11 protein-coding genes are annotated in these 13,254 nt (G+C 72.1%); 5 read left to right on the forward strand and 6 right to left on the reverse strand.

All coding sequences use genetic code 11. The annotated features are described in order from the left end of the window. Nucleotides 1-195 precede the first annotated feature (195 nt). The 4 genes from AB0G56_RS33710 to AB0G56_RS33725 all read right to left on the reverse strand — a co-directional run bounded on the left by AB0G56_RS33710 (nt 196) and on the right by AB0G56_RS33725 (nt 2,800). Nucleotides 196-1,383 (reverse strand): serine hydrolase domain-containing protein, encoded by a 1,188-nt coding sequence (locus tag AB0G56_RS33710; protein WP_360977219.1) that lies wholly within the window; start codon nt 1,381-1,383, stop codon nt 196-198. Between the two features lie 339 nt (nt 1,384-1,722). Then, nucleotides 1,723-2,007, reverse strand: coding sequence for an MGMT family protein (locus AB0G56_RS33715; RefSeq protein ID WP_360977222.1), 285 nt, complete (start codon nt 2,005-2,007; stop codon nt 1,723-1,725). A gap of 8 nt (nt 2,008-2,015) precedes the next feature. Continuing rightward, on the reverse strand, nt 2,016-2,555 hold the full coding sequence (locus AB0G56_RS33720) for a DUF488 domain-containing protein (RefSeq protein ID WP_360977225.1): 540 nt from the start codon (nt 2,553-2,555) through the stop codon (nt 2,016-2,018). 35 nt (nt 2,556-2,590) lie between these two features. Continuing rightward, nucleotides 2,591-2,800 carry a DUF2945 domain-containing protein gene (locus AB0G56_RS33725; RefSeq protein WP_360977409.1) on the reverse strand — a complete coding sequence of 70 codons (210 nt, stop codon included), beginning with the start codon at nt 2,798-2,800 and terminating at the stop codon, nt 2,591-2,593. Between the two features lie 822 nt (nt 2,801-3,622). On the opposite strand from AB0G56_RS33725, the gene AB0G56_RS33730 reads away from it, so the two are divergent. The 4 genes from AB0G56_RS33730 to AB0G56_RS33745 all read left to right on the forward strand — a co-directional run bounded on the left by AB0G56_RS33730 (nt 3,623) and on the right by AB0G56_RS33745 (nt 9,174). Next, nucleotides 3,623-4,267 carry a hypothetical protein gene (locus AB0G56_RS33730; protein ID WP_360977228.1) on the forward strand — a complete coding sequence of 215 codons (645 nt, stop codon included), beginning with the start codon at nt 3,623-3,625 and terminating at the stop codon, nt 4,265-4,267. Between the two features lie 356 nt (nt 4,268-4,623). Further along, nucleotides 4,624-6,693, forward strand: coding sequence for an FAD-dependent oxidoreductase (locus AB0G56_RS33735; RefSeq protein ID WP_360977231.1), 2,070 nt, complete (start codon nt 4,624-4,626; stop codon nt 6,691-6,693). Then, the gene (locus AB0G56_RS33740) at nt 6,690-8,519 is read left to right on the forward strand and encodes a thiamine pyrophosphate-binding protein (RefSeq protein ID WP_360977234.1); all 1,830 of its coding nucleotides are present in this window, start codon (nt 6,690-6,692) and stop codon (nt 8,517-8,519) included. The genes AB0G56_RS33735 and AB0G56_RS33740 overlap by 4 nt, the downstream gene beginning before the upstream one ends. Before the next feature lie 145 nt (nt 8,520-8,664). Then, entirely contained in the window at nt 8,665-9,174 is a 510-nt protein-coding gene (locus AB0G56_RS33745; RefSeq protein WP_360977237.1) for an inclusion body family protein, read from the forward strand. Nucleotides 9,175-9,348: 174 nt separating this feature from the next. Here AB0G56_RS33745 and AB0G56_RS33750 read toward each other — a convergent pair whose 3' ends face one another. Then, entirely contained in the window at nt 9,349-10,311 is a 963-nt protein-coding gene (locus AB0G56_RS33750) for a WYL domain-containing protein (protein WP_360977240.1), read from the reverse strand. A gap of 90 nt (nt 10,312-10,401) precedes the next feature. Here AB0G56_RS33750 and AB0G56_RS33755 point away from each other — a divergent pair, with 90 nt between their 5' ends. Then, complete coding sequence (locus AB0G56_RS33755) at nt 10,402-11,298, forward strand: NAD(P)H-binding protein (RefSeq protein WP_360977243.1); 897 nt, start codon at nt 10,402-10,404, stop codon at nt 11,296-11,298. Nucleotides 11,299-11,305: 7 nt separating this feature from the next. On the opposite strand, the gene AB0G56_RS33760 is transcribed toward AB0G56_RS33755, so the two are convergent. Next, complete coding sequence (locus AB0G56_RS33760) at nt 11,306-13,216, reverse strand: DUF2264 domain-containing protein (protein WP_360977246.1); 1,911 nt, start codon at nt 13,214-13,216, stop codon at nt 11,306-11,308. Nucleotides 13,217-13,254: the final 38 nt, after the last annotated feature.

Here is a 13,254-nt window from a genome sequence, read left to right on the forward strand (position 1 = left end):
GCCCGGAACGCCACTGTCGGTACGTCACTGTCTCAGGGAGGAACGGGCAGCGCCGGGAGGGTGGTTCACGCGGCAGGCACACCGAGGAGGGCGACGCCGTCCGGCATCGCCCTCAACGGCTTCCGATCACAGGAAGCAGCAGTGCGGAGTGCTCATGAATGCCACGCCGAGAGTCTACGGGCCCCGGCGGACCCCTCATGTCCCCCCGGCCGAGCACAGTGCGTGGTCGACGAGGGCGGTGACGTCCTGGATCTGCCGCGTGGCGGTCTCCTCGTCGCCGGGCCGGCTGTGCAGGGAGACGATGACGGCGGTACGCCCGTCCGCAGCCGTGGCGGGCCACACCAGGTAACCGAAGCCGTCGCCGCTGTGCCCCCAGTACCCGCCGCCGCAGGACAACGGCGTCCAGTCCAGGCCGAGCCCGTCGCGGGTGCCGGGGGGAGCACCGTGACCGGCGGGCACGTCGACCGTGCGCCGCATCTGCGCCCACTGGGCCGGTGCCAGAAGCCGACCTCCCACCAACGCCTTGAAGAAGGTGTTCGTGTCCGCCGTCGTGCTGATCATCGAACCGTCGGCGTCGCCGTCGAAGGGCAGGTAGGCGACCGTGGTGTCGGTCAGCGCGCCGCCCGGCTCGAACTGCTGGTAGTCGCGCGCATGCGGCCCCGGCAGGAACGGCAGGTCGCCGGGGGCGAGGGTGTGCGCCAGCCGCAGCGGACGCAGGATCCTGGCCCGCACCTCGTGTTCCCAGGAACGGCCCGTGACCGCCTTGATCACCATGCCCAGGAGGACGTAGCCGGTGTTGGAGTACGCCCAGCCCGCGCCCGGCGCGAAGGACGGCGGGTGCCGCATCGCGAGGGCGACGCGCTGCTCGGAGCTGTAGGTGGTCCAGCGGTGCTCGCGGTACCCGGCCGCGCTGAGGTCCGGGACGACGTCCTGGGTGTAGTCGGGCACCCCGCTCGTGTGCTGGAGCAGTTGGCGCAGGGTGATCCGGCGCCCGTCGTTGCCGTGGCCGCGCACCGAGCCCGGCAGCCAGGTGTCGACCGTGTCGTCCAACGACAGCCGGCCCTCGCCCACGAGTTGGAGCAACACGGTCGCGACGAACGTCTTCGTGGTGCTCCCGATCCTGACGTACCCGTTCCGGGGCACCGGCTGCCCGGTGCCGAGATCACCGACACCGCTGCGGGCGGTCCGCACTCCTCGGGGTGTCTCCAGCCGTACCGTGACGCCCGTGACACCGTCGTCGCGCAGCACGTCGGCATCATGTTGCAGCTGGGAGGAGCGAGCAGCCTCCGCGGCCCCGGCGGTGGCCGGGACGAGCGCCGCGAGGAGGGCGGTGGCGAGAACGGCCGCGGTCCGGTGAGCGGCCCGGCTCTGCGTGATCGACATGAGCCCACGCTAGGAACGGCGCGTCCGGCGGACCATCCGGCCCGCCACAGGATCCACGGTGGGGTTCTCCACCGCCCGCGGCCGTCGAAGACCCCTGAAGCTCCCCGGCGGCAGACCGGTGATCATCTCCGGCAGACGGAGCAGCGGCGGAGTGCCGGAAGCCGGTCACGACGGCCTGGCTCGGGTTCTCGCCGTGGACGTCGGCATCGGGGCGGTGGACAGCGTGCACCTTGGTGATCAGGTGGCCGACTTCTCCCCCGAGCGGGACCGGACTCGCACCGGACCCGGCGAGACGCCGAAGGTCCTCGGGGAGCAGGCTCACGCCCTGACAGTCAGGGATCACGGCCCCCACCGGTGCTCCGCCCGGCACATGTCCACCCGCGCGCCGCGCATCGGTGTGCCCTCGTCCACGAGCAGTTCCCGCGCCCGGCCACCGTGGCAGGTGGCGGGGGTCCCGTCGGCCCGCACGACACGCCACCAGGGCACTCCTTCACCGAGCAGGCCCATGGCCCGCCCGACCAGCCGCGGTCCCGCACCGACCCTGCGGCCGACGGAACCGTAGGAGGCGACGGACCCGGCCGGGATGGAGAGGACCGCCTCACGGACGTCGTCGACGACGCTCATCCCCGGCCTCAGGCGGACCGGTCGGAGGCGGGCGGGTAGGTCAGACGCCCGTTCCGCACCCGCGCGAGCTGGTTCAGGACGGCGGGCTTCGCGGTCGCGGGCGACATGATGTGCACCACCTCCGCGCCCGCGACGATCAGCGCGTCGGTGATCAGCCTGCGGTGGCAGCGCCAGGGCACCGCCTCGCTGCACATGATCGCCGGCCGTTCGTGCTCAGCCAGTTCGAGCAGTTCGTCCAGGCCCTGCGCGAACTCGTCGCTCGCCATGTAGTCGGCGTAGTCCCGGAAGGCCTTGACCCGCCATGCGCCGTTCACACTCGGCACGCCCGTGGGCGTGTGCCGCCGGCCGCCCAGCTTCTGAATCCACCGGTACCCGATGCCGCCAGGCAGCGCGTCGACGATCGCCGACCGGTTCCACTGCGGGTACTTCCTCGACGAGGGGAACGAACGGACGTCGACCAGGCAGGTGATGTCGTTCTCACGCAGCATCTCCAGCACTTCGTCGAAGTCACGTGTCGAATGCCCCACCGTACAGATGCGGTTCGCCACCCTTGCTCTCCGTCGTCGCTCCCGCTACGCCGCGCCTACAGTTTCGTCAGCGCACCACCCTTGTGCAGAGCGACGTGGTCGGTTCTGTCGCTCCGGATCTCGTACTGCGGGTCACTTTCCGTGCAGTGGTGCACGTACCCCTTCCACTCCACGTCGCGTGTGTGCTTCTCGATGACGACGCCTTCGACGTGTCCGGCTTCGGAATTCCATCGGACGTGGTCACCGACGGCGAACTGCTGGGTCATCACCGCTCCTTCGGTTCGGGAGGTCGCCAACCGCACGGGGACGCGGCCGTCGGCGACCTCCGCATACGGCGCGCGCACGGCCGCGGCGGCCGGTACGGCCGTCGGCAGTCCCACGCCGACCAGCCGGCGCGCGGAGGCGGCCCCGGCGCTGCCGGCGCTCACGTCCGGCACGGACGCCAGCGCCCACGCGCCGATGGGCGGGTCCGTGAGTACGGGGTGCGAACGGGTGTCCCGGCCAGATGCTCGGCAGCGCGTTCCCGACCGTATCGGGGCGCGGCGCCCGCGCCACCCGGCCGGCCGCCGTACGGCATACGCCGTCGGGCGCCCCCGGACCCTCGACGCCTCTGATCAGTTTCTGCGCCTCTGATCAGCTTCTGCATCACGGTCGCTCCTCGCCGCCGACGGACATGACGAGTGGGTTCCCGGGCGCCACCACCTCATGCTCCCACGCGGCCGGAGGGGCGGCCAGGGGAGGCCGCCGGCGGGCACGCCCCGGGTGAAAGGGCGCTGCGCCGTCCGGCACTTGTTCCGCGGTCCGTCGGGGCCGCGACGCCCGCCGGCACCGGCCCCGGCGTAGCGGCGGGCCAGGGCGTGGAAGGCCTGCTTCAGCTCCCGGTGCCGGTCCGGGGCCGGAGGCAGGCGGCCTGGGTGCGTTCGCTGCGCACCCGGTGGCCCTTGATCCGCGGTGGGTTCCTGTCGTAGTCGACGATGTCCCAGACACACCGCCGCGCACTCCTCCGCACGGTAGGTTCGAAGGAGGACGCCGACGCCGTCGAAGAGGGGGCGTCGAAGAGGAGATGACGGAGACGAAGGGACGCGGAGGTGGCCGATATCCGAGAGCTCCCGGCGCGGCTGCGACACGTGTTCTGGGTGGGCGGCGGGAGTGGCGCGGGCAAGTCGACGATCGCGCGCCGGCTCGCCGACCGCCACGGCTGGCACCTCTACGCGACCGATGACGTGATGCGGGATCACGCGGCGCGGACCAGCCCCGAGGAGGCGCCCTTTCTGCACGCGTTCATGGCCATGGACATGGACGAGCGCTGGGTGAACCGGTCTCCGGAAATCATGCTGGAGACATTCCATTGGTTTCGGGGCGAGGGATTCCAACTGATCGTCGAGGACCTTCTGCGGCTGCCGCGGGAGCCGTGCGTCGTCGTCGAGGGATTCCGGCTTCTGCCGCATCTCGTGAAGCCCCTGCTCACCGTTCCCGAGCAGGCCGTCTGGCTTCTTCCCACGCCCGAATTCCGGCAGGCCGCGTTCCGGAGCCGTTCGGTACCGGGGGAGGGGTTCCTGTGGAGAACCGGCGATCCGGCGAAGGCGGGTCGCAACATCGCCGCACGCGACCACATGTTCACCCGGCGCCTCCAGGAGGAGACCGAGCGCCTGCGGCTGCGTGCCGTCCACGTCGACGCGGCGATGACGGAGGACGATCTCGTGGAACGGGTGACCACCGCGTTCCGCCTCTGACCCGGGGGCGGACGGAGCGCCGTGGACGCCGGCCGGTGGGGAGGTTGGCCGGATGCATATGCCAACGCCCGGATTCGGGAGGGCGGGCACGGCAGCCGGCTGACGACATTTCTGCTGAGGTTATCGGTGCGGGCGCACGTGCACTCTCCGTGGGAGTACGGCATTCCGCCGGTGAATTGTTTCTTCGGCTGCCCCCGTCTCCCCACCCGCCCCACCGGCACCCTCCGCGTTGCCGCCACCTTCCTGTCGAATTTCCGAGCGAGTCGAAATCGCGTCACTCAGCCCTGTCGGCAGTTTCAGGACTTTTCCGCCGGGGGAAACACGAAACCGTTTCTGTATATCTACGATCACAGGCTATGACCGACACTCCACGGGACAACTCCGCTACCCGTGCCCGCTGGCAGACCTGTCTCAGGCTCGCCCGTGAACTCCTCCTCGTCGGACCCGACGGCAGCGATCTCAAGCTCGAATACCTGCACACCCTGATAGACACGGGCCGCCTCGGGCCCACCCGGCACCCGCGCAAGAAGATCCTCGTCATCGGCGCCGGCATCACCGGACTCGTCGCCGGCCGGCTGCTCAAGGACGCCGGGCACGACGTCACCATCCTGGAGGCGAACGCCAACCGTGTCGGCGGACGCATCAAGACCTTCCGCACCACCAAGCGCCACCAGCCCTTCGCCGACCCCGCCCAGTACGCCGAGGCCGGGGCCATGCGGCTGCCCGACTTCCATCCGCTCGTCCTCGCCCTCGTCGACAAACTCGGGCTCGGGCGGCGCCAGTTCTACAACGTGGACGTCGATCCCCACACGGGCAGCGGCCCGGACGTGCCCGTCCCGCCGGTGACGTACACCTCCTTCACCGGCCGGACGTGGACGTACGGCGACGACAGCCCGGACTTCCGTGAACCCGACAAGCGCGGCAACTCCTGGATCCGCGCCAACCGCGTCCAGGTGCGGCGCGCGGAGTACGCCGCAGGTCCCGAGCGGATGAACGAGGGCTTCCACCTCACCGACGACGAGGTCCGCGCCCCCGTCGTGCGGATGGTGGACGACGCGCTGGAGAGCGTGCGCGACTACTACTCCGACGTCGTCGACGGCCGGCGTGTCAACAAGCCGTTCGACGAGTGGGTCGACGGCTGGGCGCGGGTGATCCGCGACTTCGACGGCTGCTCGATGGGCTCCTTCCTGCGTGACCGCGCCGGGCTCAGCGACGAGGCCGTCGAGGCCGTGGGAACCCTGGAGAACATGTCCTCGCGGCTCCACCTCTCCTTCTTCCACAGCTTCCTGAGCCGCAGCGACATCAACCCCGCCGTCCGCTACTGGGAGATACCGGGCGGCAGCTGGCGCCTGCCCCACGCCCTCTACCAGGGGCTGCGCGACGAGGTGCGGCTCGGTCAGCGCGTGATCCGCCTGGAGTACCACGACCCCAGCCGCGACACCGACCCGGAGGGCACCGGAGCGGTCGGGCCCGACGGGTGGGGCGTGGCCGTGCAGACCCTCGACGAGAGCGATCCGAAGGAACTGCCCCGGCTGTGGACGGCGGACCTGGCCGTCGTCACCATCCCGTTCTCCGCCCTGCGCTTCGTGGAGATCGTCCCCTCGATGTCGTACAAGAAGCGCCGCGCCGTCATCGAGACCCACTACGACCAGGCCACCAAGGTGCTGCTCGAATTCAGCCACCGCTGGTGGGAGTTCACCGAGGCCGACTGGCGCGACGCGCTGGACGGCATCGCGCCCGGCCTGTACGAGTACTACCGGCGGGGAAACGAGCCGGACACCGGGTCCGCGGCCGTGCCCACGCTGCCCGCGCCGGAGGCCGGGCTGCTCGGCGCCGCGGTCAAGGGCAGCCTCGTCACCGAGGAGATGCGGCAGATCGACGGCAGCCTGCCCCTGCGCGGCCCCGCCGTCCGGCCCGCCACCCACTGCTTCGGCGGGGGTTCCGCGACCGACAACCCCAACCGGTTCACGTACTACCCCTCGCACCCGGTCGCTGACGGCACCGGCGGCGGCGTGGTCCTCGCCTCGTACTCCTGGTCCGACGACGCCGCACGCTGGGACTCCATGCCGAAGGCGGAACGCTATCTCTACGCCCTGCGCAACCTCCAGGCCCTGCACGGCCGGCGCGTCGAGGTGTTCTTCACCGGCCGGGGCGCCACCCAGAGCTGGGCCCGCGACCCCTACGCCTTCGGCGAGGCCGCCATCTACACCGCGCACCAGATGACCAGCTTCCACCTCGACGTCCTACGCCCCGAGGGCCCGGTGCACTTCGCGGGCGAGCACACGTCTCTCAAACACGCCTGGATCGAGGGCGCCCTGGAAAGCGCCGTCCGTGCCGCCCTCGCCGTCCACCAGGCCCCACCGGTCACCGTGCCGGGCCCGGAGCGGGCGGACTCGGGCACGGACCGGGAGCCGGAGGCCTCATGAACGACACCATTCCCACCTGCACGGTGGCCCGGTACCTCGCCCTGCGGCTGGCGGAGCTGGGCATCACCCACCTGTTCGGCGTACCCGGCAACCACCTGGGCCCGTTCCTCACCACCCTGCGGGCCGAAGGCGCCGTCGAATGGGTCGGCACGCCGACCGAGGGCGGCGCGGGACAGGCCGCCGACGCCTACGCCCGTATCCACGGCGTGGGCGCGGCGGCGGTGACGTACAGCGTGGGCGCGTTCAACCTGCTCAACTCCTGCGGCGGCGCGTACGTCGAGCAGGTCCCCCTCATCGCCGTCAACGCCTGCCCGCCCTACGAGCAGTGGCAGAACTTCCGCGCCGTCGGCCTGCTCACCTCGCACATGAGCCCGCGCGCCGAGAGCAACCTGGACGTCTACCGGCAGGTCACCGTGGACGCCCAGGTCATCTCACACCCGGGCCTCGCGCCCGCCCAGATCGACACCGCGCTCACCGCCTGCCTCTCCGAGCGCAGGCCGGTCTACCTGGAGGTCATGGAGGACCTCTGGGACGAGCCCTGCCCCGAGCCGGCGCAGCCGATCGTCCGCCGCGAACGGCCCCTCGGCGCGCGCGGCCGGGACATGCTGGAGGACGCCGTGCAGGCGATCCTCACCCTGATCCAGGAGCACCCCGGCCCGGACGGCAGGCCCCGCCCGATCGTGTGGGCCGGTGAGGAGACCGACCGGTACCGGCTCGGCGGGGAACTCGTCGACCTGGTGGAGGCCACCGGCGTTCCGTTCTGCACGACCGTCGGCGCCAAGGCCGTCGTGGACGGGGAACTGCCGCAGTTCCACGGCGTCTACAACGGCCACGCCAGCCATCCGGACGTGCGCGCGGTCTTCAAGGACTGGGCCACCTGCCGGATCGGCCTCGGTGCCTGGTCCACGTCGAAGAACCTCGGCGGCGAGCAGTGCGTGGGCACCGACTGGGTGATGGCGGCGCACGGCGGTGTCAGCGTCGGCACCTCCTACTTCCCCGACGTCCAGCTCGTCCACCTGCTCCCCGCCCTCCAGGACGCACTGGTGAAGGCCTACGGCACCGGAGGCCTGTACGCCGACTACTACGCCGAGTCCTACAGCTACCAGGGAGCGCGGGAGGACCGCCCCGCGGGGCTGGCGCAGCACCGCGCCTCGCTGAGCGTGAGCGCTCCGCGATCCCCGCGGGCCGAACGGCTCACGTACGACGGCCTGTTCGACCGGATCAACCACTTCCTGGGCCAGGAGACCCCGGAGAACTGGACGGTCGTCTCCGACGCCGCGTTCTCCCTCATCGGCTCGATGAACCTGTCCCTGCCCGCCGGCGGCTTCCTGTCCCAGATCAGCTGGCTCTCCATCGGCTGGTCGGTCGGCGCGGCCACCGGCGCCGCACTCGCCCCCGAACGCGAGGGCGCCCGCCCGATGGTGTTCGTCGGCGACGGCTCCTTCCAGGAGACCTGCCAGGAGATCTCCACCCACACCCGCCTCGGGCTGCGCTCGGTGGTGTTCGTCCTGGACAACGGACACTTCTACGGCATCGAGCAGATGCTGGTGCACCCGGAGTACTACAGCGGACAGGACCGTGCCGAACCCGACTTCTACAACGTCCTGCACCCCTGGCACTACGACCGTCTCGCGGCCGTCTTCGCCGGCGAAGACACCCCGGCGAGCGGCCTCACCATCGCCCGCCCCGCGGAGCTGGACGAGCTGCTGGCCCGCCTCGCCGACCCGCACGACCCGGTCAACGCCGGCCCCCTCCTGGTCCGCGTCCGCCTGGACCGGCACGACTATCCGAGGGCCATGGCCTACAAGGTGCCCAGACCCTCGTAGCCGACCTCCGACTCCCGGAACTCCGACCTCCGACTGCCGGGGACTGCGACTCCCGGGAGCTCCGACTCCCACGACCCTCGACCTCAGAAAACCGCGACTCGCCGGCACATCGACCCCAGACGCCTTCACTCCCGAGGGGAAAGACATGGCTGATCTGAACGTCCTGATCGCGTTCGACGCCGCCACCATCGTCGAGCAGAACCCCAACGCCTCGCGCAATCCCGACGCACCGACCTACGTCGACCAGAGCCTGATCTACATGACGACGCGGCACGACCACATCGTCGGCACATCGGGCGCCGAGCTGAACCTGCGGGCGGAGCCCGGGGACACCATCCGGTGGCGGGAGACGACACTGTCCCTGGGCAGCGACTACAAGGCCCTGCTGTACCGGTACGTGAGCAACGACCGCGACCACACGCTCATCAGGACGCCGGAGATCGAGGTGATCGACGGTGTCTACCCGCTGCCGAAGGAGGGGAGCGAGGGCAGCCCCGACTTCGTCACGCAGAAGTACGAGGACCACTACTGGCGCACGACGGTGAAGAGCGTCGGCCAGGTCGTCTACCACTTCTACTTCCAGATACTCGACCGCCACCGGCAGCTGAAGGGGTACTTCCAGTGGGACCCCTTCATCACCATCCAGGACTCCTGACGGCCCGGCCGTGACGGGCGGGGCGGCGTCCACCCGCCGCCGCCCCGCCCGCCGCGGGGCCGATCGAGATCATCCGAACTGCGCCCCTGAGGGGCAACTGATCACCCTTCCGATTCGCCGGATCCGTTCGCCCCCTGTGCTCACGGCCGTCCCGCAAGTCCTGCGCGGCCGACGTCAGGCCCGTGCCGGGGGCGCAGCGGCTGCGGCTGCCCGCGCGGCCAGGTCCTGGGTGGCGCGCGCCAGTTCCTCGGGGCCCTCCACGCGGTAGGGCAGGCCCACCGCGGCGAGGGCGCCCGCCAGCCAGTCCCAGTCCTCCGCACCGGTGAGATACCGGCAGCGGTCGGGGCCGGTCGGCTCCAGCGTGCCCGCCCGCGCGGTCAGCCGCCGCGCGACCGCCCCGGCCGGCGCCAGGAACAGCACCGCGCCCCGCGGCTCGCCGGGGCGGGAGAACAGCCCGGCGGACGCCTCGGGAACCGGGCGCGGCGGGAACGTCGCGCCCGGCACCCGCAGGCCCGCGATCCGGTCCACCCGGAAGGTGCGCCAGTCCGCGCGGTCCTCGTCCCACGCCAGCAGGTACCAGCGGTGCGCCAGAAGCACCAGGCGGTGCGGCTCCCCACGGCGCTCACCGGCGCCGCCGTCCCGGGCGGTGTAGCGGAACCGCACGCGGGAGCGCACATACGTGGCCGTGGCCAGCCGGTCCAAAGTGTCGAGACCGCCTGGGCCGCCCGCCCGGCCCGGCCCGGGCGGCACCTGCGTGGCCGCCGCCAGCGCCGCGATCCGGCCCCGCAGCCGCACGGGCAGCGCTTCCTCCAGCTTGCGCAGTGCGGTGTCCGCCGGACCGGGCCCGGCCGTCCCGCCGTAGGCCGCGGCGGCATGCCGCAGCCCCACCGCCGTGGCCACCGCCTCCTCCTCGGACAGGAGCAGGGGCGGCACGCCCTGCCCGGCGGGCAGCCGGTAACTGCCGCCGGTGCCGCGCGCCGACCGCACCCGGTAACCCAGGTCCCTGAGCCGCTCCACGTCCCTGCGCAACGTGCGCGGCGAGACACCGAGCCGTGCCGCGAGGTCCGCCCCGCTGCGCGGCACCCCGCCCGCCAGCAACGACAACAACTCCAGCATTCGGCCGCTCGGGTGACTCATGTGCCCAGCCTCGCACCCTTGCGGTCAGGTTCCGGCCGCAAGGGCCGTTACGGTACGGCGCACCCAGGAACACGACAGCGAGGAGTTCGCATGACCGTCGTCGTCACCACCCCCACCGGCCACGTCGGCTCGCGGGTCGTGAGGCTGCTGCTCCAGGCCGGGGCCCGCCCCCGCCTCCTGCTGCGCGACCCGTCCCGGCTGGAGCCGGACATCCGGGAACGGGTGGACGCGCGCCGCGGCGACCTCACCGACGCCGATTTCGTCCGCGACGCCATGGCGGGCGCCACCGCAGCCTTCCTGGTGGACCCGACACCGCACACCGTCGAGGACCCGGTGGGCACCTCGCGGCGCACCGGGGCCGGCCTGGCAGCGGCCGTGCGGGAAAGCGGTGTGCGCCGCGTGGTGTTCCTCAGCAGCGTCGGCGCGGAGATGCGGCACGGCGCCGGCCACATCGACGGGCTCGCCGCCGTCGAGGAACAACTCGACGCCACCGGCGCCGACGTGCTGCACCTGCGCTGCGGCTACTTCTTCACCAACCTGCTCCCCGCCCTCGACGACCTGACCGCCGGCCGGCTGACCACCACCGACGACCCGGACCGGACGCTGCCCTGGGTCGACCCGCGCGACATCGGCGACATCGCCGCCGCCCGTCTGCTGAACGACACCTGGGACGGCCGCACCGTGCAGGGCGTCCACGGCCCCGAGGACCTCTCGTGGCGGCGCGTCGCGGAGATCCTCACGACAGCGCTCGACCGCGACATCCGGCTGCGGCCGGTCTGCGACGACGACGCCCGTCGCACGCTGGCCGCGGCCGGCCTGCCGCCCGGCGCGGTCGACGGCATCGTGGACATGACCGCGGGCACCCGCACGCTGACGCCCGAGCAGCCCCGGGAGCCGGACACCACCACACCCACCACCCTGGCCGCCTGGTCCCACACCCACCTGCGCCCGCTGCTCGCCACCCACCGGGCCGGACACCAGTGCTGACGTCCACTCAGACCGTCACCGCCTCGCCGTCCGGGAACGTGACCGTCACCTGCCCGTCGTCCGCACGCGTGCACGTGATCGACTCGCGCAGGGCCCGGGGGTGCACGACGTCGCGGGTCAGCACCACCAAGGTCACGTGGACACTGTCCCCGCCCGGGTGGCGCACGGCTCGCAGGTACGGTGTCGCCGAGTGGGGACCGAAGGCGTTCGCCTCGACCTCGCGCGCGACGCCCGCCTCCTCGTCCCAGCCGTACAGCGCGGCCACGGCGCTGGTCAGCCCCGACTCCGTGCGGGCCAGCGCCCAGCCGGGGCCCTGTTCCACCTGCGGACGCATCTCGTCCGCGATCGCGTACCCGCCCTCGCGCACCGTCACGCCCTCGGGAGCCCGCACCCGGTGCACGCGCAGCTCCCACGGACCGTGCAGCACACTCGTCGACTCGATCGGGAACTCCTCCTCCGAGCCTGTCAGTTGAACGGCGTGCCGGGACGAGGCGCGGCGTCCCTCGCAGGTGAGGGGATGGATGCGGCGGCGCCGTGACGGGGTGCCGTCGCCGGCGAGCAGCGCGATGTGGTTGTCGACCGTGCGGGCCCAGGCGTGCGGTGCGGACTCCGGTGCGGTGGCCGTGGAATAGGCGAACTTGGCGTAGTGCGGATCGTCGTTGCCCGGGCCGTCCGGCGAGTTGTGGTCGCTGCCGTGGTTGACCAGGCGGACGACTCCGTCGTGCGGGGTGCCGTGCAGGAGCCAGCCGGGCGCGGGCAGCGCCGTGTACTGCGCGGACCGCTCCACGGGGAGCGGCAGTTCACGGTCCGTCCAGACCGGGTGGTCGGCAGGCAGCAGCAGGCCGAGGAACCCCTTGCTCGCCCAGTACGGCGACGCGGGCCCCGAGTACGCCTGCGTCGCGGGCAGGAACGTGCCGTACCAGCCCAGCGGCAGCAGCCCCCGTTCGTCCGGCGCCCCACGCTCGGCGAAGTGCCGGGCCGCGCCGGAGGCCAGGCGCCGGGTCAGACCCGGGGCGAGCGGGGTGCAGTCGGCGAGCGCGCCCAGCCAGACCGGCGCCGTCGCCGCGATGCGGTACGTCAGCGACCGCCCCTGGTGCACGGGCGCGCCGTCCGCACCGAAGAACTGCGGGTAGGTGGTCAGGAACTGGGCCAGCCGCTCCCGGTAGACGGCGCCGCGCCCGCCGTCCCCGTCCGGCCCTGCCATGCGGGACCACAGCAGCGGGTACAGGTGCATGGCCCAGCCGATGTAGTAGTCGAAGTTGCGGCCGTCGCCGTCCGTGTACCAGCCGTCGCCGACGTACCAGTCCTCGATCCGGTCGAGCCCGCCGTCGATGTCGCCCTGGCTGTACGGCGCGCCCACCGAGGCGAGGAACTGCTCCGACACCACCTGGAACAGGCGCCAGTTGTTGTCCCAGGTCCGTGCGCCGACGAACCCGGAGAACCAGTCGACGACCCGTTCCTGCGCCCGGGAGTCGAGCCGGTCCCAGATCCAGGGGCGGGTCTCGTGCAGGGCGAGCGCGATCGAGGCGGCCTCCACCATCTGCTGGGAGCAGTCGGTGAGCGCGGGCCAGGCCTCGCCGCTGTCACGGTCCGTGCCCGTTGTCAGACCCTGCGTGTACCTTTCGATGAGGTGGGAGACGGCCGTGGAGTCGGCCCCCTCGCCGCCGTCGCCGCCCGCGCCCGCGATCCGGAAGGAGGCCAGCAGGAATGTCCGAGCGAATCCTTCGAGGCCGTCCGAGACGACCCCGGACCAGCTGGTCCGGCCCGGCAGCCGGTACTGCGCGAATCCCTCGGTGGCGTACGGCAGCAGGGCCGCCAGCTGCCGGTCGGCCAGGGCCTCCCAGTGCGCCCTGGTCCAGCCGGTCAGGGGGGAGCGGACGCGGTCGGTGGGCGGGAGGGGGAAGTGCGGCGCGGGCATGGTGGTTCGCTGGCTCCTTCGTCGGACGGCGTGCGATA

This window comes from Streptomyces sp. NPDC021356 (assembly GCF_040641015.1).
In the GTDB taxonomy this organism is placed as follows: domain Bacteria; phylum Actinomycetota; class Actinomycetes; order Streptomycetales; family Streptomycetaceae; genus Streptomyces.